Source organism: Vibrio sp. V12_P9A6T4, from assembly GCF_963874835.1.
GTDB classification, from domain to species: Bacteria; Pseudomonadota; Gammaproteobacteria; order Enterobacterales; family Vibrionaceae; genus Vibrio; species Vibrio anguillarum.
Window position 1 is genome coordinate 39,498 of sequence record NZ_CAWNJO010000030.1, and the last position, 23,534, is coordinate 63,031.

A 23,534-nucleotide genomic window follows, 5' to 3' on the forward strand; every position below is an offset into this window, starting at 1 on the left:
AATATAAAAAAATAAGCCTGCTTGCAAGCATTGGTGAAATATTACCCTCAATTATGCGGGCTTCCCCTCAGCAAGTACCTTCAGTCTTAGCCGGTTTCACGTTCGATATTTTGGAATGTTAACACGACTTTACTCATCTCCTGCCCACGACCCGCAATACGTTCAAGCAACATCTTGGCTGCATTTTCACCTGCTTTATCAAAGGCATAGTTGAATGTTGATAAGCTTGGGTTACTGACAAATGCGAGCTCATCATTGCCAACTCCTAATACTTTTATTTGCGATCCAACCTGAAACCCAGACTCTTGCAGTGCTTTCACCGCTCCAACCGCAATTCTATCGGTTGCGCAAAAAAGACCATCTAATTGTGGGTATTGAGTGATTAATGTTTTAGCTTGTAAGTAACCAGATTCAATCGAAAAATCACCACGCACATGAAACAACAGGGTTAAATTGTTGATACCCAGTGCTTGCTCTAACCCTTGAGAACGCAAGCAATCCACCGCTACGTCATCGCTCTGAACACCAATAAAACCAATGTGTTGACAACCTTTTGCTATCAACCGTTTACCCGCTTCGAATCCAACGCGAAGATCATCATGAACAATACTCGGGATATCGTGCAGTGAGCCATCTTGCCCAACCAATACCACCGGGACATTAGATTGTTGGATTGCTTTCACTAATGGCATATCAAGGTGTGTAGCGTAAAGTACAATGCCTTCGACTCTCTTTTGATTAAATATTTGAATATATTCCAATTCTTTAGCGTGATCTTGATGAGTATTGGCAAGCAACACGTGTTTGCCCGCTTGTTCAAATATGGCACTTAAACCATCAACGCCTTGTGCTGTCGCATGCGAAGAGACTCGCGGAACGATGACTCCAATTAAATTGGTTTTTTGTGATTTGAGATCTTTAGCGACTTGGTTGACCATATAGCCGCACTCGGAAATCGCCTTTAAAACTTTGATTTTTGTAGACTCTTTAACACCATACTCATCATTTACAACGCGTGAAACCGTCGATTTAGAAACTCCGGCCAGCTTAGCGACATCGTGCAAACTCGACATACATAACCTTACTCATTCTGTTTTGGGATTGTTTGCAAAACTCAGCGCTGCAAACGATCGAATAGTGTGATTCTAACGCTGTTTGTAGAATTATCGATCTCTCTTTTACTGATCTAATTCACAGAATCAATGGTTGGCTTTTGACTACTTTGAATTATTCATCAAAAATCCATTCTGCAAACGTTCCCAAGAATACTTATTTTAATTTTATCCACCATGCTTATCTTAAAGAGATCAAGTCATCTGGATACCAAACAACAACCGGGGTGGGTTATGAACTATCCAGTCATAGCAAAACAATTATTAGAGCAATTAGGTGGCAGAGAAAATATCCAAGCCCTTGCTCACTGTGCAACACGTTTAAGATTAGCGCTAAAAGATGACGCATTGGTTGATGAACAAGCCATTGATTCACTTGAAGGTGTCAAAGGACAATTCAAAGTCGCTGGCCAATATCAAATTATTTTTGGCTCCGGTATCGTTAACCAAGTTTATGCGGAAATGGCCAAGTTGACCGGCCTTGCTGAAATGTCAACCAATGATGTTGCAAGCGCGGGTGCACAAAAGCAGAACCTAGTGCAGCGCGCCGTTAAAGGGTTGTCGGACATTTTTGTCCCTATTATCCCGGCCATCGTTGCTGGCGGTTTATTGATGGGGTTGTTCAATGTACTGACAGCCACTGGGCTTTTTATCGAAGGGCAGTCACTGATTGATGCCAACCCGGGCTTGGCTGATCTTGCCAGCATGATCAACACCTTCGCTAACGCCCCTTTTGTTTATCTTCCTGTTTTGTTGGCATTTTCTGCTTCTAAAAAATTCGGCGGCAACCCATTCCTTGGCGCTGCATTAGGTATGTTGATGGTTCACCCAGACCTGCTTAATGGTTGGGGATTTGGCGGCGCGTCTGTCGCAGGCACCATCCCTACTTGGAATATTTTTGGTTTTGAGATCCAGAAAGTCGGCTATCAGGGCTCTGTCTTACCCGTTTTAGTCTCCGCCTTTATTCTTGCAAAAATCGAAAATGGCCTGCGCAAAATTATCCCTTCTGTACTGGATAATTTACTGACGCCTATGCTCTCGATTTTCATTGCAGGCTTTTTAACCTTCACACTGGTAGGCCCGATTACTCGCGATATCGGCTTTCTATTGGGTGATGGGCTGAACTGGCTATACGATTCTGCTGGCTTCATTGGTGGTGCACTGTTTGGCTTTATCTACGCACCGTTTGTGATTACTGGCATGCACCACAGCTTTATTGCTATCGAAACACAACTATTGGCTGACATCGCCATTACTGGCGGTACGTTTATTTTTCCTATTGCGGCCATGTCAAACGTCGCACAAGGAGCAGCAGCTTTAGCGGTTGGTATGAACACCAAAGATATCAAATTAAAAGGCATTGCGATTCCATCAGGTGTGACCGCCCTTCTGGGTATTACCGAACCCGCTATGTTCGGTGTAAACCTGAAACTTCGCTACCCATTTATTGCTGCGATCATCGGTTCAGCTTGTGCCAGTGCATTCATTACCTTGTTTAATGTCAAAGCACAAGCGTTAGGCGCGGCTGGGCTTCCAGGAGTGATTTCTATTAACCCAGAGAAAATCAGCTACTACATGATTGGTATGCTGATTTCTTTTGTCATTGCCTTTACCTTAACACTTGTTTTGGGTGCCAAAGAGCGCGCAAAGCTTGATAAACAAGCAACAGCGTAACCCCCAAGGCTGTTATGCTCCTAAGCCCGCTCGATGTGAGTGGGCTTATTTCTTCAGCGAATAACACGGATATTGGAAGAAAAAATGAATCGAGTTTGGGTGACAGGCGACGCGGTCGTCGACTTAATTCCTGATAGTGAAACACACTATCTCAAATGTCCGGGCGGTGCTCCGGCGAATGTGGCTGTTGCCATCGCAAGATTGGGGGGTAATAGCGCCTTTTTTGGCCGTGTGGGTAATGACCCTATGGGGCGCTTTATGCAATCCACATTAACCGAAGAGAAAGTGAATACCCGATATTTGCAGTTGGATGAGCAGCAAAGAACATCAACCGTAGTGGTCGATTTAGACTCGCACGGCGAACGCAGTTTTACCTTTATGGTGAAACCTAGCGCGGATCAATTTGTCCAATGTTCAGACATTCCCACCTTTTTAGCGGGCGAATGGTTGCATTGTTGCTCGATTGCACTGGCCAGTGAACCGAGTCGCAGCACTACCATTGAAGCGATTAAACGCATCAAAGCCAACGGGGGATTTGTCAGTTTTGATCCCAATCTACGAGAAGAGGTTTGGCCTAACTCCGAAGAGATGATCCCAGTGGTGATGAGCGTGGTGGCAATGGCGGATGTGGTTAAGTTTTCCGATGACGAACTGCTCTTGCTCACGCAGCGCCCTAGCCTTGAGCAGGGATTAATCTCAGTGAAAGAATTGAACATTCCGCTGATTGTCATTACTCAAGGTGCAAAAGGAGCGCTGGTAATCACAGCAGAGATGCAAACACTGATTACGGGAAAAGCCGTAAAACCTATCGATACAACAGGTGCCGGAGATGCTTTTGTCGGTGGATTGCTGTGCCAGTTGTCATTACATAAAGAGTGGTTTACTAAGGGTAATATCATAAACGCAGTGCAATGGGCTAATGGCTGTGGAGCATTAGCCACCACTCAAAAAGGGGCAATGACAGCGCTACCAGATAAGCACATGCTTGCTCAATGGATTGGCTAAATGATAATTTAGCCACAAGACACAATAGATAGAAAACAAAATAGCTAGAGATAATTTTGCGATGTAAATCAATATAAACTAATGGTTTTCTAAATCTATTTGCTACACTTATGGCATCAACACGCAAACAACCACCAGACTTAATGCAAAGATTAGTAAAATATGAACGATGTAAACGATGGGTAGTTAGCTTTTTATATTGCTTACTGCCTATTATTATTGCTAGTCCAATTATTGCTTGGCAAACACAAACTGATTTGAACAATTATATTAAAGATAAACTCAAAGTAGGTGAAATTCAGTTTAATCGGGTCATTCGAAATGCTGAAGTCGCTAACGAACGTGCGTCATATTACCTACAGATGGAATGCAAAGAGGTATTTCCATATTTACGAGAGCTTGTTGCCACCACTCCCGATATACGCACATTAAACTTGGCACAAGATTCAAACGTTTATTGTAATTCATTACACGGCGAAACTTTTTACCGCACTCAGCATTATACGGCACATGAACTCTATTTATCTGATGGTAATCGGCTAACCCCATTAATGCCCGTGCTCACTTTTCATCGCCAATACCCCAAAGGTTCAGTAATAACGGGGGTCAATGGCTACTATCTAACCAACACTATTACTCTGTTAAAAGATTATGGAATTCTCTATTTTGGAGTTGGTGAACATAAATTAAATAGTGAAGGGAGGGTATCGGATCAGCAGGTTCAAACCACACTGAGCATCATATCCTCTCAATACCCTTATACCTTTTCAGCTAAGCTGACATTGGACGACTATTGGCTTTATTTTAAAAACACCAAACAAACCAGCACGATGTTAGTTATTCTTATGAGTATTGGTTTAGGCGGCTTTGCTTATTGGAAACTCGGCCAAGCTTCGTCAATGCAAGGAGAAGTTAAACGCGCTATTCAATCCAACGAGTTCATTCCGTATGTACAACCGATTGTTGATGGTAGTGGCCAGCTCTGCCATATCGAAGTGCTTGCCCGTTGGCAACATCCTGTTCATGGATTAGTGAGGCCCGATCTTTTTATTCCCTTAGCGGAGGAATCTGGGCTAATCATTCCTATTACGACTCAGTTAATGTCACAAGTAGAGCGTGAACTTTCATTACATCAGTCACAATTTCCAGAGCATTTCAGTATTGGATTTAATATTTCAGCCAAGCACTGCGTAGCTTCCAATTTGTTTGATGATTGCAAACACTTTATTGAAACCTTCGACAATCGTAAGCATATTTTAACGTTAGAGCTCACTGAGAGAGAGTTGGTTATTGATAGTGATGAAGCAAAAAAGCTCTTCCAGTCATTGGATAAAATAGGTGTGTTGCTAGCAATTGATGATTTTGGTACGGGTCATTCTAGTTTGAACTATTTGCAAGAGTTCAAGTTTGACATTTTAAAAATCGACAGAAGCTTTATTACCATGATCGGTAGTGATGCGATCTCTAGCCATATTGTTGAAAACTTAGTCGATTTGGCTAAGCGACTTGGGTTAAAAACCATCGCCGAAGGTGTGGAAACCCAAGATCAAATTGATTTTTTGAACGAAAGAGAAATTGACTATTTACAAGGCTATTTCTTTTATAAACCTATGCCGCTCAGTGAGTTTATCACTCTGCTTAAAACCACCTAGATCAATCTCTGGCATTCCAATACGATGATAACTAGAACTTCAGTGGTTATTTCTTATGACGAGAGGCCAACTGAGCACGGTAGCGAGCTAAATGAAAACGCTTGCGAACAGGTTGTTGAACAGAAAGTTGTTTTAACACTTTATTAAGCTGTTTCGTGTGATGTGCACTATTATACTCTGCTGATTGCCCATCTTCTTCAATGAAAAATGAGGCGACACTCGCGGTCAATAAACCAAAAAGTGTAATACCCGTCAACATCAGAAACACGGCAACACCACGCCCAAATGGAGTGATTGGATACATATCGCCGTAACCAACAGTAGTAATCGTGGTCATTGCCCACCAAATCGCATCAGAAAAATCATTGATTGGGCTATCCGTGCCCTTTTCGACCAAATAGACAAAAGCCGCAGAAAGAAGCACTGTCGATAAGCTGGTTAGCCCAATAAAGCTGAGCGTTTTTTGTCTCAGTACCGCCTTTGTTTGACGCCATGCTCTTGGCAAGATCAGTAAAATGCGTAAAAAACGGAGCGGACGTAGGAATGGCATGGCCACAATCAACACGTCAGGCCAATTCTTAATCATATAACGGATAGGATTGGGGCTCAGCAACACTTTAATGAGTAATTCTGTTGCAAACAATGCCCAAATAATCCAAAGCAGATGCTCCAGAAAATCAAGCTCTCCGGGTTGTAAAGGTGCAATATCTGGTAGTAAAGCGACGATCACATACACTACCGATAATAGCAGCATCGGAATTTCAGTTTTATGTTCGATCGCAGACAGTAGCTGTAAACGTGTTTTTAATTTCATGATTCAAATACCTTTTTCCGTTTACCTTAACGCCAAAAGTACTAAGTGAACAGTACAACCATCCCTTTCGTTACCCAATTAGCACCCAATTCAAAATGGAAATCACTATAAACTAGGTGGTTGAGATGTAAAGAATTGTGACCTTAACAGAGCTTAAAATAACCGTCTTGAGCGTTATCCTAAGATCTTTACACCCAATATCTCACTCACAAAAATCTCAAAAACACCATAGGAGTCAAGTTTCAATTGTGATACGATGCACAACTTTATGGATATCTCTCTATTTTCATATGGACGTGACCCGATACCCAAGCCACTTAGGATACTGTCGATGACCAGTAAGTGACGCCGAAAAAACATCAATAAAATGGTGGAATTGGCGTCAATGAACAGGATCAATACAGCAATGCTGCAAGTGGGACAGGTATAACTCCGTTGTTTTACTCCGAGGTCACTTATTACCATGTCTTTTTTAAAAGATTTAGCCATTCGCAAAAAAATTGCGCTTGCCTTTACTATTATCGCGTTAGTCAACATCGCCTTCGGTTATTACCTATATCGTTCATTGAACGAAATACAAGATGACCTACTCAATCTAACGGATGACACACTCCCATCAATGATGATGGTCAATAACGTCAAATACAATATGGCTTCTGTGCGACGTGCTCAAATCAGTTTGCTTTCCGCAACCGATCAAGCCGAAATTACGGAGGATATTCGTTGGATGCAGGAACACTATCAAGCAATTGATAGTGCACTAGCCACCTATGAGCGTGCGGTTTGGACCGATCACGAGCGTTCGATTTTTATGCCAGTTAAAAACCTCTGGCGTGACTACTTGACTGCGCTTGGCTCTTTTAATGACGATATCCTCAATCAAAATATCGTAAAAGCTCAAGGGGATATTTCAGCCTCTTTGGTTACATTTGAACGCCTAGAGAGTGCGATTGACGATCTTCTCAATTTAAACCAAACCTTTGTTGCCAAAAATCGCTCTGAACTGATGACGCTTATTCAAGCTATCACCTCATTTTCCACAGGCAGCATCGTTGCACTGATAGCATTTATGGTGTTCATTACACTATTACTTTCTCGCTTAATCTGCCAGCCACTACAGTTGGTTGTACAGCAAGCGAACGCCATTGCTGGAGGTAATTTAAGCCATCGATTAGCACGTCAGCATATTGGGCAAGATGAGCTAGGTGAATTGGCCGATGCATGTTCAAGTATGCAAGAGAATTTACGCTCAATGGTGGAAGAGATCATCGCCGGAGCGACTCAACTATCTCATGCTGTCGATGAAGTTAGCGCCGTCTCTGAACAGACATCACAGGGCATGCAAGAGCAACAGGTCGAGGTCATGCACATTGCTACGGCCATGACGCAAATGAAATCAACGGTTGCAGAAGTGGCACGAAGCACAGAAGTCGCTTCTGACGCCGCTCGTGAAAGTAACCAACAATCCATCCTTGGATCAAAACAGATGGATTCCGTCGCTAATGCTATCTCTCTTGTGACTCAAGAAATTGATCAAGCAGAACAACGCGTATTAGAACTTGAGCAACAAGCACAGCAAATTAACGTTGTCGTTGACGTGATAAGCAACATCGCCGACCAAACCAATTTGCTTGCACTTAACGCAGCAATTGAAGCGGCGCGTGCTGGTGAACAAGGGCGTGGTTTTGCTGTTGTTGCTGATGAAGTTCGTGCTTTAGCCGGCAAAACCCAGCAATCGACGGGTGACATCGTCAATATAATCCAAAGCCTACAAACATGCGCAGTGCGGGCTCGTGAAGCGACGTCACAAAGCAGTGTACTTATGGGGCAATGTGTTGAGCAAAGTGGCCAGACTCAAATCGCGATTGACCACATAAGTAATCAAAGCGCGCATATTGCTGATATGACCATCCAAATCGCCAGTGCGTGCGGAGAGCAAGATTCGGTTAGCGAGGAGCTCAGTCGCAATATCGAACGCATTAGTGAATCAGCTAAGCAAGTTGCACAAGGTTCTTCCAGCGCTGCTCAAGCGTGCGTCGAACTTAGCCAGTTGGCAGCAATGCTACAAAATACGGTACGTCGCTTCCAAGTCTAACCTCATATCGTGGGTTTAAAAATAACGGCCTCTTTTGAGGCCGTTATAGTATCCATTCTCTTGCTATTTATAGCTTAAATCTGTCGCTTTACCTTTAAAGATTCGGTAAACCACAAAGGTGTACAGCAAGATCATCGGCATCACAATCACGACACTAATGCCCACTACCAATAAGCTAGCCGTAGAGGCGGCTGATTCTTGAGCCGTCATTATCCCGGGGACGACATCAGGGAAAAAGCTATAGGCTAATCCAAGAAAGCTTAATGCAAAAATTAGCATCACGCCAAAAAATGGCCATTGAACTCCCATATCATTCACTACAGGCACTCTTTTTAAATAGCGATCAACCATAAAAATCGTAACTAACACCACCAGCGGAACAGGAGCTAATAACAGCATTTCAGGGAAACTAAACCAACGTTCCGCGACCAGTGGATTAAATAACGGGTTAACAATACTGACTGAAAAAATGCCCAGCGCGGCCAACCAGCCCGCACGGCGTGACCAGCGCGCCGCCCGAATTTGTAACGCGCCCTCGGTCTTTAACACCAACCAAGCACCACCGATATAAACATAAGCAGCCGTCACGCACAGCGAACTGAGTAGTGCAAAGCCATAAGCCTGCATCGATTCCTCAAAGCTCATCACATACCGTCCAATCATGTAACCTTGGGTTAATGCGGCAAGTAAAGAACCGGTTTTAAAACACAAGTCCCAGTGGTCTTTATGATCCGCTTTCGCTTTTGCACGAAAATCAAACGCTACACCACGCATAATCAATGCGATCAGCATCAGTGCGGTGGGCAAATACAGCTCTGTCAAAATCAAGCTATGTGCACTTGGAAACGCAATCAATAAAATACCAACGCCTAGCACTAGCCATGTTTCATTGGCATCCCAGAAAGGACCAATGGAGGCGATCATTCTATCGCGCTGTTGCTCATTATTTTGGGGTAATAAAATACCGACACCCAAATCATAACCATCAAGTACCGCATACATGAAAACGCTAAAACCAAGCAATAAAAGATAAATTTCCGGTAGATAAGAGATCATAATGGTGCCTTTTGCTCGTCAATCGGTTGAATCGTTATGCCTGTGGAGAACTGCCTTGCTAAATAAAACAGTGTATGGATATAAGCAACTAGCAATACGGCATAAATGGTTAAATACATGGCTAATGACAGCACAACAGAACCACTTCCAATCGCAGTAACTGCATCAGAAGTACGCAATACACCACTAACAAGCCATGGTTGACGGCCAATTTCAGTAACATACCACCCTGCTAATGTGGCTACCCATCCTGAAAACGTCATCGCGACAACGGTATAAAGATAGAACTTGGGTAAGGTTTTTTTACGAATTAAACGCCATGCACCAAACCAACTCACTAGCAGCATCAGCACGCCAATTCCGACCATAATTCGAAAGCCGAAGAACAGTGGCTTAACCGGGGGATGATCCGGTGCAAATTGATTTAAACCCACAATTTCACCGTCGAGGTCATGCGTGAGTATTAAGCTGGCTAATTTAGGAATGCCGAGTTCAAAGTGATTGCTACGTGTGGCTTCATCCGGCCAAGCGAATAAGAGTAACGATGCTCCTTGCTCCGTGTCCCACACCCCTTCCATCGCAGCAATTTTAGCGGGTTGGTGTTTTAACGTATTTAAGCCGTGTAAATCGCCAACAAAAATTTGTATTGGTATAGCAATGGCCGCGAGAATAATGCCGACTCTAAGGCCCACTTTCGCTGCTTCCAGTTGCGCATTACGCAAAAATTGGTAAGCAGAGATCCCTGCAATGACAAAACTTGCGGTGAGTAAAGAAGCCAGCAACATATGTACAAGCCGATACGGCATAGAAGGATTAAAAATAACCTCCTTCCAACTGGTGACATGAACAATGCCTTCAATCACTTCATAACCAGCAGGTGTATGCATCCAACTATTTAAAACTAAAATCCAAAAAGCAGAGAGTGATGTGCCTATCGCCACCAGCACGGTTGCTAAGGTATGCACCCATTCAGGTACTCTTCCACGCCCAAAAAGCATCACGCCAAGGAAGGTCGCCTCCATAAAGAAAGCCGTCATCACTTCGTAGCCTAACAATGGCCCAGCGACGTTACCGACTCTCTCCATAAATCCTGGCCAGTTAGTCCCAAATTGAAAACTCATCGTGATACCAGAAACAACACCGAGCGCAAAAGTCAGGGCAAATATCTTGACCCAGAAATAATATAAGTCCAACCACAACTGAGCTTGCGTTCGTACAAAACGCCACTTAAAAAACACCATCACCCATGCAAGCGCAATCGTAATGGTTGGAAATAAAATATGAAAACTGATATTGGCGGCAAACTGGATCCGCGACAACATGAGGGTCTCTAACATCACTCTTTCCTCAATCAAAAAAGACTAGGCAATCAAATAACAACAATTTACTTAATTGTTAATTACGTTGATCGACCTAATTAAGTTCACTGCCTGAGGATTTTCTTACTTAAAGTCACTAAGGCTCCTCGTCGATTGAGGGGAATGAAAATCCAGAACAGCGCAGCCAATGAGTTGTACCAATCATCAGCTGTAAGACCGAGGAAAAAGATGTATCAAATTACGGAAGAATTATGACAAAAAATAACCATGCCCCACAAGAAGCGTTAGGTTTGAGTAAGCAGTAAGCCTTGCTTCGGCTTACAGCGCAAAAAGGGTCGCATTTGATGCGACCCTTTCCTCCTCAACAAACGGTTAAAACTGAGCCGTTAGCTTGATATACACTTCATCTTTGCCTAATTTACTGTCTAATCCATGAGCGTAACCAATCCGTACTGGTAACGTGCCGCCATAAAGTACGATGGTATCGATCTGCACTTCAGCACCAACCCCCGTCAGGGCTTGGTAGTTTTGGTTATCGTTCCAGCTTGATCCTGAGTCGACAAATACAGAACCTGAAATATCCCCCAAGCCAATTGGCCACAAATTCCAGTTTCGTTCAGCGCGATACAATAAGCGGCTTAGTTCAACACTTTGTGTCGCGTAAGCTTGCCCTACTTGAGCCGCAGAGCTGTAGCCACGCAACGCTATCTGTTGGCGGCCATAGAGCTGCGCGCTGTCACCTTCGTAACTGCCCAGCTCAAACGCTTTGGCTTTTGAGTCCGCATAACCCGCCGCAAGATGAGTGGTAAGGTTGAAGCTCCCCGGGAGGTCCCAATGTGCTTGCCACTGCGCCTGCCATTTTTGTCCAGAGTAATCACCGCCAACATTGGACTCCCATACCAAATCAGCGTAATGACCCCACGCATAACCGGGAACATTCAATAAGCCTTCACGGTTATCCCATTGCAGCGCAGCCCCTGCCAGCCACTCATCACTGGCTTGTGTATAGCGTGTACCTTGAGGCGCTTTGATCAATGACTCTTTCTGCCAATAAGTGCCGATACCAAACGTTAAGTTATCATCGAGACCATGCCATAAATAATTACGTTGTAACGTCAAGTCATCTTGACGGACAATGCGATCGTCTTTATTGGTCAATGGGTTTAACTTAAACTCATGCTCTCGGCTGAGCGTCGCTTGCCAACGGTTGTCATATTGATACCCCAATTGGTACGTCGCCAACGCATTTTTTGTATCCCAAGCCGCTTGGATCTCATATTGATGTCGCCCTAACACATCTGAACCACTGGTCGAGAAACCAAGTAACGATTGGTTATCATCCCCTTGCCAAACGGGAACCCAATAACGTGGCGTTAAAGTCGACAACGGTGAGTAGTCGGTAGTGTTACTTTTTTCGGCCTGAGATATCGGCGTCGAAGCAACGGATGTCACCTTGGCAAAGGAAGACAGCGGAGCCTCATTGAAAGCCGTCACCGTCGGAATGTGGCGCAAATGGTAACCATCATGCTCATAAGCTTGGTAGATAAGCCCTTGCGATTGATTCCATTGTGGAGAAAAAGCACCACCAATTTCATTGGTTAACTGCTCCAACTGCAAACTGGCCAAGTCCATTCGGTAGATCTGATAACGCCCCGTGTAATCGGCGCTGAACAGCAACTCACCCTCTTGGGTAAAACTCAATTGATGCTCGGTTGCTGATGTTTCAGTGACAGCCAACCAACGCTGCTCTTTGGCGACAAAACGCATGATATTCCAAGCGCTAGACGGCTGCTTCACGGAAGCATAAATGTCGCCTGTCGGAGACAGCGCCATATCACCAATGACCCAACCATATGTGCCTTGCCATAGGCGGGTTTGCTGCCCATCCAGCGTCACCTGCCATAATTCAGGCAACCCTTGTTCATGACGGGTAGCGAAAACACTTTGCCCATCTCGGCTCCAGCGTACTTGGGTAAAGCGCTGTTGCTCGGTTAAACGCTGCCACTGCCCATCAACGTAGCGATAAAGATCATTCAACACTCGTCCATCAAGATAACTATTCACTTGTGACGCGACGATACCTTGTTGGGGATGAACATCGAGGCTAGTTAAGCTTTTTGTAGTCAATAAACGCTGCCATTGATTTTGCTTACTATCCCACATCGCTAAATTTGCTCGATCAACCCCATCACGACGCCAAGCCAGTAATTGCTCTGATCCACCATTGGCTAATAGATATTCAAACGGCTGGCTATCGAGAGATTGAGCCTCCGAAGGCTGTTCCTTACTTTGCACAATTTGATCTGAAAACTGCGTGATTAGATCGGCACGGAACTCTTGCCAAAGCGCAAAAAAGTCTTTACCAAAAGCACGTTGAGCGCTTCGGTTTAAGAAAACGCCCGGAATTAGGTAGCCACTATAATCGCTTAAAAAATGTTGGAGTGCGTCTTCGCCATACGTTTTGGCTAAATAATCAATAAAATACGCGCCGTAGAGGTAATTACTGCCAAGCGGTAAACGTTTGTTCGCTACCACGATTTGGTTGAGATCAGCTAGTTGTCCGCTCGCCACTTCCATGCGCATTTGCATCGCAAAATGGCTATTGTGCAAACGTCCATAACCTTGTTCATTTTGGCTTTCCATGTAAACCGCTAACCCTTCTAACAGCATCGAGGGTGTCATTGCATGCGGGAAAAGCAGTGTGTGACGGCCAAAAATACGTCGAGCTCCGGTAACCGCACGCTCATTTAATTCCATATGAACAATGTGAGTGTACTCATGGCGGATGAGCATGTGCAACCATTCATCATTGCCTTCCAATCCATTGACATCGCTGGGGGGATTTAAGATCAAGCGAATTTGAGCATAAGGCAGCGGCGTTGCCCAACCGTTGGAATAGTCGTAGTCATCCACCAACGTTAGGTGCGTTTTTTCAGCTGGCATCTTTGAGAATTGACTGGCAAGGTCTTGATGCACTTTCTCGGCAATATCTAACGAACGTGCCGCGTACTGGGCCAATTCACTGCGAAAGTGCACGATAAAATGTTGCGATTGTTGAGTCTGCCATTGCTGACCAGCTTGATCCCAAGCGACTGACTCAGCCAATACTGTTGGTGTATGCATACCCAAACAAACCATCAAACCCATAATGGGTGAGAGTACAAATTTTGCTGACATCGTTACAACAACCCTTTTCAATAATTAAGTGCGGCGATTGTACGTTGAATGAGAAAAGGATTGGGTATCGAAATGTATGGCTTTGTCAGGATAAGGCCTGACTATCATTTGCTCCCCCATTTAAGGAGATGGCACTTAACATTGCTAAGCAATCTATTTTATATCACACTCTATTTGACTGATCGGAACGCTCGATTGACCAAAACAGACATAAGCGGTAATTGGTTGATTTACCTTCATTTTCACGTAGCCAGCTTTTACATCATCCTCTCGAAATCGAACCATATTGGACGTTGCTTCTGAACCATCGACATAAATCGCCGTGAAATCATCATTCATCCAAGCAACCACTTTGTCGTAACTCTGTTTGGTCTTAAACACGACCTCGGCGCAGCGAATAGGCGGATTGTCACGAACGCTGTACCCGCCAGAATGTTCAACCGCTTCAGAGCCATTGCTCACATCGTGTAACTGGCTGGAAATCACATCACACTGACTGTCAGCCGCATGGACATTAAATGCAATAAGCATAGGAATCACGTAATAGCTTGGCTTCATCTTCATAATAAACATTACTGACATCATAGGTATTTGTAAAAAATAATAGCTTTACCCTATTCAAAACCACCCAAAAATAACATCACTTAAAAGTAAACGTGGGTTAAATATCACTGAACACTAGAGTGATGCCGTTCTAAATAGAACATTTGTTATTTTTTTATGTGTATTAATTGGTTCTAGCTATGCGGTGCAAACCTAGAATCTAACAGGCTTATCATTGCATCACACCACATTGTTCAATTTACCTTAACCAATAGGTAAGAAAATCAAGATTGACCAAACATCCTCTTAAATCATATCTTTCACCTACACCTTGACGAGAATCAAAAAGCTTGCACTTTTATCGCAAGTCTCTTTTCGCCCTAGGTATCCACATATCATAAAAAAGACAATCAAAAGGTAGTCAGCATGAAACAACCACTCAAGGCGCTGGTGCTCGCAATCAGTTTGTCGTGCGGTGCCATCGGTGCTTACGCAAACTCGTTAGAACCGCTCGACAAAGAGTTCACTTTACAAGTTTTAGGATCAGGAGGGCCAATTTCAGATGATCTGCGCTCTTCTTCAGCGGAAGTGATTTGGTGGAAAGGCAAATCTAAAATCATGATTGATGCTGGCGGCGGCGCGTATCTGCGCTTTGGCCAATCAGGCTCTAAACTGGAAGATTTGGATTTTCTAGGCATTACCCATTTTCACACCGATCACGTTGCAGACTTGCCCGCGCTGCTCAAAGGCGGCTACTTCTTTAAGCGAGAAGACCCACTAGATATTGCAGGCCCGCAAGCGGGATCAGCCTTCCCTAGCCTATCAGGCTATATGGACGCACTCTTTAATAGCAAAGATGGCGCTTATGCTTATTTGAACGGTTTGTATGATGGCAGCGATGGTTTGTTCCCAGTCACCATCACTGATGTTTCTTACAAAACCACGACACCAACTAAAGTGTATCAACAAGACGGTTTAACCATTTACGCACTCGGTATTCCTCATGGGGACGTGCCATGTTTGGCTTATCGTATTGAAAGTGATCAGGGCGTTATTGTTATTTCTGCCGATCAAAACGGCAGTAACCCAGCATTTCTCGATTTTGCTCAAGGCGCTGACATCTTAGTCATGCCGATGGCTGTTCATGAGTCAGCCGATGAAGTTTCCGCATTTATGCACGCTAAACCTTCAGTGATTGGCGAAATTGCAGCCAAAATCAATCCTAAACTGCTCGTGCTCAACCACTGGATGGGAGTCGGCCTTAAACATAAATCAGAGTCCACCAAGATCATCAAGCAGTTTTATCACGGCGAAGTTATTGCCGCCCGTGATCTCTCAAGCTACCCAATGAGTTCCGTGAAGGAGATAACCCATGAATTGTAAAATTGTTTTGTCTATTGCGATGACTTCGGCCATTGCTCTTCATCCTGCAATGAGCGTTGCAGAAACGTCAACGGAAGTACCAGTGAGTGCGCAACCCACCTCTCAAAATGGTGGCAAATGCGCGGCTGGCAAATGTGGTACTGAAAAACGTTTTGAAAAGCAGGATTTAAAAAGCGATCCGCAAGGACGTTTAGTACGCGCCAGAGATGGTAAATGCGGCTTAACCGCAGAGGGAATCACACCTTCCGCTGAAACCATTACTCTAACCAACAGCAAAATCACTGGTGGTGTATGCGGGCAATAGATCGCACTTCAAAAGGCATCGGCTTGCGTAGCGAACACATCGATTTGCTATGCCAGTTGCCTGACCATCCCGACATCGATTTCCTTGAGCTTGCTCCGGAGAACTGGATGAACATGGGCGGACTTAAACGCGAGCAGTTACAGCAGATAGCAAAGCACTATCCTCTGGTTGCACATGGGCTGAGTTTGTCGATTGGCGATTGTCAGCCACTGAACAAAGCGTTTGTGAAAAAGGTAGCGGCATTTTTAGATGAATTTAACATCGACATTTACAGTGAGCATTTGAGCTTTTCGCGTGATGCCCAAGGGTACTTGTATGAACTGCTGCCTATCCCGCGCTATAAAGAGAGCATTGCTTACTTGGTCGATCGCATTCACTGCGTTCAAGATATTGTGCAACGCCCTTTGGTGCTGGAAAACATCTCCTACTACCACAGTTACGGCAAGGAGATCCCCGAAGGCGAATTTATTGCTGAGATAGTTGAGCGCAGCGGCTGCCAGCTGCTGATTGATATCAATAATGTGTATGTGAATAGCCGTAACCACAATTACTGCCCGTTTGACATGCTGGCCACTTTACCGAGCGAAGCGATCTGCTATTACCACATCGCAGGTCACTTAAAAGAGCGCGAAGATTTCTTGCTCGATACCCATGGCAAACCAGTACAACAAGAGGTGATTGACTTGGCTCGTTATGCTTACGCTCAACAAGGTAGCCGTCCTTTGCTGCTTGAACGTGATCATCATGTGCCCCCTCTGGTGGTTTTGACTGAAGAGTTGCGCACTATCCATCACGATATTATGCAACCAGCGCCATCATTAGTTATCGATGTGGAGCGTAGCCATGCTTAAACCACCAATGAACATGAGTATGTCAATGCACGCACTGACCTGCGTGATCCGCTCTCCTGTCGCGCAAGGCGAACCGCCCTGCCGTTATCGAGAGTTCATTCGAGCGAATATCTACTCTGTCATTAAGCGCACTTTTCCTCTGTTTTACGCTCAACTTAACGAGGAAACACTCTACATTTTGACAGACGAATGGCTGGTAATACATGGCGCTATGGAGCCTGAGTTCCATCAGATTGCGACTGAATTTGTTCAGTTTATCCAACAGCAAAATAACCATAACGCCAGTGTTAACCTCAGTGCTGAGCAAATCGCACTGCTTGAATATGAATGGATCGTTTTCAACGCTGAAATGGATAGCGCCCATGTGCCGGATCTCAACGTGTGGTGGGATGATCTTGAAGCTCAACCGGAGGCGTTTTGCATACAGCTTAACCCAACGTTAAAACTGGTCGAAGTGCCTTTTCTTGTCCATCCAGAATCGGTCACTTTTTTGATTCAAGAACAGAAAACGGTCTGTTATGGGGTATTTCGTCATGCATCGCATCAGGTGGTATCACAAAAACTCAGAGAAGTGGATATCGCCCTAATTCAGATGATTCAAAACGCCCCAACGCAGTCACTAACGCAACTAGAACAACAGATAGCTCAACACCTATCCAACTTCCATTTTTTGGCGTGGGTTCAAACGTTTCAGCAACAAGGACTCATCAGCCTGTATTTATTAGGAGAAACTCTATGATTCACTCAGCCCTCAATTGGTACGATGGCGTGATCGAAAAATTTAAAAAATTCGATTTTATAGTACTACTTGCGATTCGACTTTTTCTCGTGCCGGTGATTTTTGTCGGCGCTCATTCCAAAGTGGTTGGTTTCGCTGGAACCGTTGCTTGGTTTGGCGCCTCAACCGCCGATGGTGGTTTAAATCTACCTTTTCCAGAACTGCTGGCATTTTTAGCCGCCGCGACAGAAGTTCTCGGCTGTATATGCATCGCACTTGGTCTTTTTACTCGCATTATGGCTATCCCTATGATTCTCATGATGAGTGTGGCGAGCGCAATGGTGCACTGGAAACATGGCTGGGACGCGATTGCCACCAGCAGTATGGAAGCGACGGTGCGCTTAAACGGTTTTATTGAATGGTTGGCGGTCAATTTTCCGGGCCGCTACAACTACATCACAGAACTTGGCGACCCTGTGATGCTAAATAACGGGATGGAATTTGCGGCTACTTACTTTGTGATGCTGATGGTTCTTTTCATTTACGGTGGTGGCCGCTACGTCAGCCTCGACTACTGGCTAAAAAAACCATTCACTCGCACGCCTCAAACCGCTTAACACCTAATGATGCCAACTAACTTGAAGTTGCCGCCCGCAGCTTCAAGTGGCAGGTGTTATCAATCACACATTCATCTCTGACTATCTTACCTGCCATTTGGGTGGCAGGAGGGAGACTTTATGCTTACAGATGTGGTGGAACTGTCACGGTTCCAGTTCGCCAGTACGGCGCTTTACCATTTTATTTTTGTTCCGCTGACCATTGGCTTATCGTTTTTACTGGCGATCATGGAATCGCTGTATGTGATGACCGGAAAAACCGTTTACAAGGACATGACTCGTTTTTGGGGCAAGCTGTTTGGCATCAACTTCGCCGTTGGCGTTGCCACCGGTCTCACTATGGAGTTTCAATTTGGCACCAACTGGGCGTACTACTCTCATTATGTGGGTGACATTTTTGGTGCCCCGCTGGCGATCGAAGCTTTGATTGCCTTTTTCCTTGAATCTACCTTAGTTGGGCTATTTTTCTTCGGCTGGGATCGCCTTTCTAAGCGTCAGCACTTAAGCGTGACTTGGTTGACCGCTTTAGGCTCTAACTTTTCTGGATTGTGGATTTTGATGGCCAACGGCTGGATGCAAAACCCCGTCGGTGCCGAGTTTAACTATCAAACCATGCGTATGGAAATGATCAACTTTGCTGAGGTCATTTTTAACCCAGTAACCCAAGTGAAGTTTGTGCATACCGTTGCGGCGGGTTACACCACAGGCGCACTGTTTATCATGGGTATCAGCGCTTACTACCTATTGAAAAAGCGCGACCTTCCCTTTGCGCGTCGCTCATTTGCTGTGGCTTGCGCTTTTGGCATGGCATCCATTACCGCCACTTTATTGCTAGGTGATGAGTCAGGTTACACCTTAGGTGAAGTGCAACAGATGAAACTGGCCGCCATTGAAGCCGAGTGGGATACCGAACAAGCCCCTGCCTCTTTTACTCTGTTTGGGCTACCTAACCAAGAAACCATGCACACAGACGCGGCGATTAAAGTCCCTTATTTGATGGGTATTATCGCCACGCGTTCATTGGATGAGCCCGTCATCGGCTTAAAAGATTTGATGGCGCGCAGTGAAGAGCGCATTCGCAATGGCATGCTCGCTTACGGGTTATTGGAAGCCTTACGCAATGGTGACGATTCACCGCAAAACGTCGCTCAGTTTGAAACGCTAAAAGAGGATTTGGGATACGGTTTTCTGCTCAAGAAATATACCGATAAAGTAACTGATGCGACTGAAAGCCAAATCAAACAAGCCGCGCAAGATACCATTCCGCAAGTTGCACCTCTGTTTTGGAGCTTCCGCATCATGGTGGCCTGCGGTATGGCGATGTTCGCTGTGATTGGGCTCTGTTTCATCCAACTTTTTCGGCGAAAAATCGGCACTCAGCCTTGGTTACTTAAAGCGGCATTATTCGCCATTCCACTTCCCTGGATTGCCAGTGAAGCGGGATGGTTTGTAGCGGAATTTGGCCGCCAACCTTGGGCTATCGGTGAAGTGCTTCCGGTTAATATGGCCGTATCTAACCTATCACCTAGCGATTTATGGATTTCACTGGGCCTAGTTTACTTACTCTATAGCGCATTTTTGGTGGTGGAAATGTACCTGATGGTGAAGTTTGCTCGACGCGGTCCAAGCGCCCTACATACCGGACGTTACCATTTTGAAACGCAAGATGGACACGGATCTCTATCTCACGTACACCATTAAGGGAGAACACAATGTTTGATTACGAAACCTTACGTCTGCTGACTTGGGCGATTGTCGGTGTGCTATTGATTGGTTTTATCATCACCGATGGCTTTGATATGGGCGTTGCAGCGCTACTGCCTATGTTGGGACGCAGTGATGTTGAACGAAGAGTGATGATCAACAGTATCGCGCCTCATTGGGATGGCAACCAAGTATGGCTGATTACCGCTGGCGGTGCGATTTTCGCCATCTGGCCACTGGTGTACGCCACCGCATTTTCTAGTTTCTATTTAGCGATGATGTTGCTACTTGCCGCGTTATGGCTGCGCCCAATAGGTATGGATTATCGCTCGAAAATCGATAATCCCTCATGGCGCAAGGCGTGCGATAACGCACTGTTCATCAGTGGCGTTGTGCCGCCCCTCATCTTTGGCATTGGTTTTGGCAATTTATTGGTAGGAGTCCCTTTTCAGCTCAATAACTTATTGATGCTTGATTACCAAGGCCATTTTTGGGATCTATTCACGCCATTTCCGCTACTGTGTGGCCTGCTCAGCCTTGCCATCGTCGTCACTCAAGGCGCAACGTTTTTACAGCTCAAAACTTGTGATGCGTTACGTGAGCGAGCCCATAACGCGTCGGTGGTCAGTGCCAGCATTGCCGTGGCTTTATTTCTCATCGGCGGATTCTTTGCCGCCAACATGGCGGGTTATATTATCGTGAGCCCGATTGTCACGGATGCCGCTTCAAACCCCTTGCATAAAGAAGTGGTTAGCGTCGCTCGTCATTTACTGCATAACTATCAAGCACACGCCATGCTGTGGTTGATCCCTTGCGTGGGCATCGCGAGCTTATTGGCGTGCATATGGGCAAGCCTGAAAAGAGCATCTGGCTGGGCCTTCTTATTCTCTAGCCTTGCTATTGCATGCATTATTTTAACGGCAGGCGTGGCGCTATTTCCGATGATCATGCCATCAAGCTTAATGCCATCACACAGTTTGACGATTTGGGATGCCACATCCAGCCAAAAAACACTCAATATCATCACGATTGTCGCCATCTTAGTGGTGCCAGTTATTCTCAGTTACACCGCGTGGGGTTACTACAAAATGTTCGGTCGATTGAATGATGATTATATTCGCAACCACAGCACATCGCTGTACTAAAGGAGATAACTGATGTGGTATTTCTGTTGGGTTCTTGGCGTATTACTCGCCTGCGCATTTGGCATAATCAATGGATTATGGCTTGAGCAAGCTGAGCATTTCGATGAATCGTAACTCACTCATATACAAGCAGATAACCTGTTAACAAGGTTTAAGATCATCAAGCTTTGAGATAAAAAAATGGCGCAAATTGTAGCGCCATTTTTCATCACATCGTAAGAAACGTATTTACTGAAATTTTGGGCCCGCGGCAGCAACAAAAGCCATTTCAACCAAATAGTCAGGGTTAGCCAATTGCGCTTGAACGCAGGCTCGGCTTGGTGCGCATCCTTCTGGAAACCAGCTATCCCACACTTCATTCAAAGCGGCGAAATGAGCAAAATCTTTGACATAAATCGTCACCGATAACACGCGACTTCTGTCGCTGTCGATCGCCATCAACTGCTGCTCAGCTTGGGCTAAGATCTGCTCAACCTGCCCTTTCATATCGGCTTTTGTATCGCTATCAGCCACTTCCACAAAGTGGGCAATGCCGTTGAATACGGTAATGTCAGACCAACGTTTACTTGGATTAATACGATGAATAGTCATTAATTTCTCTCTTTATGGTAAAGATAACTCGCAACAGTGCTGTTCGATCACACAGACTGGCGCGCCGACTTTGCAGCTAAAGCCGCTGGCAATCAACCTGCCTGTGGTTTCATCTCGGCGATAACTGGCGATTGTGTGTGAATGTTGGCTAGCAACCAACAACCAATCTCCATCCGCAGACAAAGTGAAGTCACGCGGGAATTGGCCACCGACGTCAAATGCGGCAATCCATTGCGGTTGTGGCTGGCATAGTTCAAAAAGAACGATTTTATTTTGCTCTCGGCAGGAAGCATAGAGAAAACGTTCATCGGGCGACAACTTAATCGCCGCAGCCGCTCCACTTTTCGCCTCATTCGGCAAGAGATCGCACTCAGCCTCTATTTGCCATTGTGTCCCGGAAAATACTAAGGTGACCAAAGTCTCCGACAATTCACAGACCACAAAAGCTCGGGTTTCTGCGTGATTAAACACCACATGGCGCGGCCCACTCCCCGCAGGCATCTCTACAGTTTGCGCCAATGAAAATGCCTGATTATCACTGTTGATGGCGAAAAAATGAATTGCATCACTCCCTAAATCGACCACAACCAGTTGCGACGACTGTTTAAGGAAAACCACCTGATGAGCGTGAGGTGAGGTTTGGCGCTCTGCATTTGGCCCCTGACCATTAATCCATAGATCAGCGATACATAACTCCGGTTTGCCAGTGTCGTCCAAACGAACAATGTTCACATTACCCGACCCATAATGCGCCACGGCGCAATAGCGCTGCTTGGCATCAATAGCAAGATGACATGCATAGCTACCCGACAGTGGCACTTGAGAAACAGAGCCCTTGTTAATGTGTATTAATTGTGGGTTGTCGCTCGCTTCTACCTCATTAAAAGTGTAAAAGCCCTTGGTGGTTTCAAGAAGGTAGGAAGGGTTACGCGTCGCCATCACCTCTTGCAAAACACTAAGTTCACCCGTGATGGTGTTAAGCTCAATCAGCTCAACGCCGTTACTATTGCTTGGTGCATCCGTATAAGTACCAATGTAAAAACGCGCGGCATTGTGTGTGCTCATTTTCCACCTATCATCAAAAATAAAACACTATACCCAAATTTCACCTTAATCTGGGATAATTTAATTAAGCTGCCTGTGTGGCAGTGATGAAAACCGCCATACAGTCCAAACTTAAATCCAATCGGGCGATTGCGGAACATAATCAATGAACAACATGCTCGGAATAATGTTTATTTTTCCTAGAGGATAAAATCCATCTTCGCTGTTAAATAATTTTCCGCGATAACGTTGCGTGGGTTTTTAGATACAACAAAGCCCGCACGTGGCGGGCTTTGTTTTAATTTGGTGGGTCTTATTGGATTCGAACCAACGACCTTCTGGATGTCGACCAGACGCTCTAACCAACTGAGCTAAAGACCCAAATTTTTGTTCTTGAGCATGATACATGCAACTGAAATGGTGCGTCCGAGTGAACTCGAATCACCGACCCCCACCATGTCAAGGTGGTGCTCTAACCAACTGAGCTACGGACGCATATCTTCAGAACGGAGTGGATATTAACGGCTGTTTTTGCTGTGTGCAAGTCTATTTTCTTTGTTTTTGAGCCAGTTGGCTTATCTATCACCAGCTTGTCTGTTTTTTATTCACAACTCTGGGTTTAAGCACAATAACCGGATTAACAATAGATGTAAGCTGTCCAATTTATTTCATTGTATAAGTTATGTGAGATTATCCATTGATTCGGACCAATTATCTCGTACTATAAGCT

General features: G+C 45.1%; 20 protein-coding genes and 2 tRNA genes. 12 read left to right on the forward strand and 10 right to left on the reverse strand.

Annotated elements, in window-relative coordinates; all coding sequences use genetic code 11:
- Positions 1-86: 86 nt before the first annotated feature.
- On the reverse strand, positions 87-1,073 hold the full coding sequence (locus AACQ42_RS01590) for a LacI family DNA-binding transcriptional regulator (RefSeq protein ID WP_094165011.1): 987 nt from the start codon (positions 1,071-1,073) through the stop codon (positions 87-89).
- A gap of 273 nt (positions 1,074-1,346) precedes the next feature.
- On the opposite strand from AACQ42_RS01590, the gene AACQ42_RS01595 reads away from it, so the two are divergent.
- The 3 genes from AACQ42_RS01595 to AACQ42_RS01605 all read left to right on the forward strand — a co-directional run bounded on the left by AACQ42_RS01595 (position 1,347) and on the right by AACQ42_RS01605 (position 5,443).
- On the forward strand, positions 1,347-2,786 hold the full coding sequence (locus AACQ42_RS01595) for a sucrose-specific PTS transporter subunit IIBC (RefSeq protein WP_026028729.1): 1,440 nt from the start codon (positions 1,347-1,349) through the stop codon (positions 2,784-2,786).
- A gap of 84 nt (positions 2,787-2,870) precedes the next feature.
- Entirely contained in the window at positions 2,871-3,791 is a 921-nt protein-coding gene (locus AACQ42_RS01600; RefSeq protein WP_094165013.1) for an aminoimidazole riboside kinase, read from the forward strand.
- 257 nt (positions 3,792-4,048) lie between these two features.
- Positions 4,049-5,443 carry an EAL domain-containing protein gene (locus AACQ42_RS01605; protein WP_254918557.1) on the forward strand — a complete coding sequence of 465 codons (1,395 nt, stop codon included), beginning with the start codon at positions 4,049-4,051 and terminating at the stop codon, positions 5,441-5,443.
- Between the two features lie 46 nt (positions 5,444-5,489).
- On the opposite strand, the gene AACQ42_RS01610 is transcribed toward AACQ42_RS01605, so the two are convergent.
- Positions 5,490-6,257 (reverse strand): potassium channel family protein, encoded by a 768-nt coding sequence (locus AACQ42_RS01610; protein ID WP_094165015.1) that lies wholly within the window; start codon positions 6,255-6,257, stop codon positions 5,490-5,492.
- Positions 6,258-6,720: 463 nt separating this feature from the next.
- Between AACQ42_RS01610 and AACQ42_RS01615 the strand changes: the two genes are divergently transcribed.
- The gene (locus tag AACQ42_RS01615; RefSeq protein ID WP_094165017.1) at positions 6,721-8,352 is read left to right on the forward strand and encodes a methyl-accepting chemotaxis protein; all 1,632 of its coding nucleotides are present in this window, start codon (positions 6,721-6,723) and stop codon (positions 8,350-8,352) included.
- 63 nt (positions 8,353-8,415) lie between these two features.
- On the opposite strand, the gene AACQ42_RS01620 is transcribed toward AACQ42_RS01615, so the two are convergent.
- From AACQ42_RS01620 to AACQ42_RS01635, 4 genes are all read right to left on the reverse strand, one after another.
- Positions 8,416-9,408 (reverse strand): cytochrome d ubiquinol oxidase subunit II, encoded by a 993-nt coding sequence (locus tag AACQ42_RS01620; protein WP_094165019.1) that lies wholly within the window; start codon positions 9,406-9,408, stop codon positions 8,416-8,418.
- Positions 9,405-10,745, reverse strand: a complete 1,341-nt coding sequence (locus AACQ42_RS01625) for a cytochrome ubiquinol oxidase subunit I (protein WP_094165021.1) — start codon at positions 10,743-10,745, stop codon at positions 9,405-9,407. Before AACQ42_RS01625 ends, AACQ42_RS01620 begins: the two co-directional genes overlap by 4 nt.
- Positions 10,746-11,099: 354 nt before the next feature.
- Positions 11,100-13,904: a TolB gene (locus AACQ42_RS01630; RefSeq protein ID WP_094165023.1), complete on the reverse strand. Its 2,805-nt coding sequence runs from the start codon at positions 13,902-13,904 to the stop codon at positions 11,100-11,102.
- Between the two features lie 153 nt (positions 13,905-14,057).
- On the reverse strand, positions 14,058-14,477 hold the full coding sequence (locus AACQ42_RS01635; RefSeq protein ID WP_019280950.1) for a hypothetical protein: 420 nt from the start codon (positions 14,475-14,477) through the stop codon (positions 14,058-14,060).
- Between the two features lie 396 nt (positions 14,478-14,873).
- Between AACQ42_RS01635 and AACQ42_RS01640 the strand changes: the two genes are divergently transcribed.
- From AACQ42_RS01640 to cydX, 8 genes are all read left to right on the forward strand, one after another.
- Positions 14,874-15,830 (forward strand): MBL fold metallo-hydrolase, encoded by a 957-nt coding sequence (locus AACQ42_RS01640; protein WP_094147388.1) that lies wholly within the window; start codon positions 14,874-14,876, stop codon positions 15,828-15,830.
- Positions 15,820-16,134 (forward strand): hypothetical protein, encoded by a 315-nt coding sequence (locus AACQ42_RS01645; RefSeq protein WP_094165025.1) that lies wholly within the window; start codon positions 15,820-15,822, stop codon positions 16,132-16,134. The genes AACQ42_RS01640 and AACQ42_RS01645 overlap by 11 nt, the downstream gene beginning before the upstream one ends.
- Positions 16,122-16,985 carry a DUF692 domain-containing protein gene (locus AACQ42_RS01650; RefSeq protein WP_094125506.1) on the forward strand — a complete coding sequence of 288 codons (864 nt, stop codon included), beginning with the start codon at positions 16,122-16,124 and terminating at the stop codon, positions 16,983-16,985. Before AACQ42_RS01645 ends, AACQ42_RS01650 begins: the two co-directional genes overlap by 13 nt.
- A complete protein-coding gene (locus AACQ42_RS01655; protein WP_094165028.1) occupies positions 16,978-17,724 on the forward strand; it encodes an HvfC family peptide modification chaperone in 747 nt (248 codons plus the stop codon). Before AACQ42_RS01650 ends, AACQ42_RS01655 begins: the two co-directional genes overlap by 8 nt.
- Positions 17,721-18,320 carry an HvfX family Cu-binding RiPP maturation protein gene (locus tag AACQ42_RS01660; RefSeq protein WP_017044810.1) on the forward strand — a complete coding sequence of 200 codons (600 nt, stop codon included), beginning with the start codon at positions 17,721-17,723 and terminating at the stop codon, positions 18,318-18,320. The genes AACQ42_RS01655 and AACQ42_RS01660 overlap by 4 nt, the downstream gene beginning before the upstream one ends.
- 120 nt (positions 18,321-18,440) lie before the next feature.
- Complete coding sequence (locus AACQ42_RS01665; protein ID WP_094165030.1) at positions 18,441-20,021, forward strand: cytochrome ubiquinol oxidase subunit I; 1,581 nt, start codon at positions 18,441-18,443, stop codon at positions 20,019-20,021.
- 11 nt (positions 20,022-20,032) lie between these two features.
- Positions 20,033-21,169 carry a cytochrome d ubiquinol oxidase subunit II gene (gene cydB, locus AACQ42_RS01670; RefSeq protein ID WP_094165032.1) on the forward strand — a complete coding sequence of 379 codons (1,137 nt, stop codon included), beginning with the start codon at positions 20,033-20,035 and terminating at the stop codon, positions 21,167-21,169.
- 12 nt (positions 21,170-21,181) lie between these two features.
- Positions 21,182-21,283 (forward strand): cytochrome bd-I oxidase subunit CydX, encoded by a 102-nt coding sequence (cydX, locus tag AACQ42_RS01675; protein ID WP_013856710.1) that lies wholly within the window; start codon positions 21,182-21,184, stop codon positions 21,281-21,283.
- Positions 21,284-21,397: 114 nt separating this feature from the next.
- On the opposite strand, the gene AACQ42_RS01680 is transcribed toward cydX, so the two are convergent.
- The 4 genes from AACQ42_RS01680 to AACQ42_RS01695 all read right to left on the reverse strand — a co-directional run bounded on the left by AACQ42_RS01680 (position 21,398) and on the right by AACQ42_RS01695 (position 23,299).
- Positions 21,398-21,760: a RidA family protein gene (locus AACQ42_RS01680; protein ID WP_094165034.1), complete on the reverse strand. Its 363-nt coding sequence runs from the start codon at positions 21,758-21,760 to the stop codon at positions 21,398-21,400.
- A 12-nt stretch (positions 21,761-21,772) separates the two neighbouring features.
- Positions 21,773-22,825 (reverse strand): lactonase family protein, encoded by a 1,053-nt coding sequence (locus tag AACQ42_RS01685; RefSeq protein WP_094165036.1) that lies wholly within the window; start codon positions 22,823-22,825, stop codon positions 21,773-21,775.
- 283 nt (positions 22,826-23,108) lie between these two features.
- A tRNA-Val gene (locus tag AACQ42_RS01690) sits at positions 23,109-23,185 on the reverse strand.
- A gap of 37 nt (positions 23,186-23,222) precedes the next feature.
- Positions 23,223-23,299, reverse strand: a tRNA-Val gene (locus AACQ42_RS01695).
- Between the last annotated feature and the right edge of the window lie 235 nt (positions 23,300-23,534).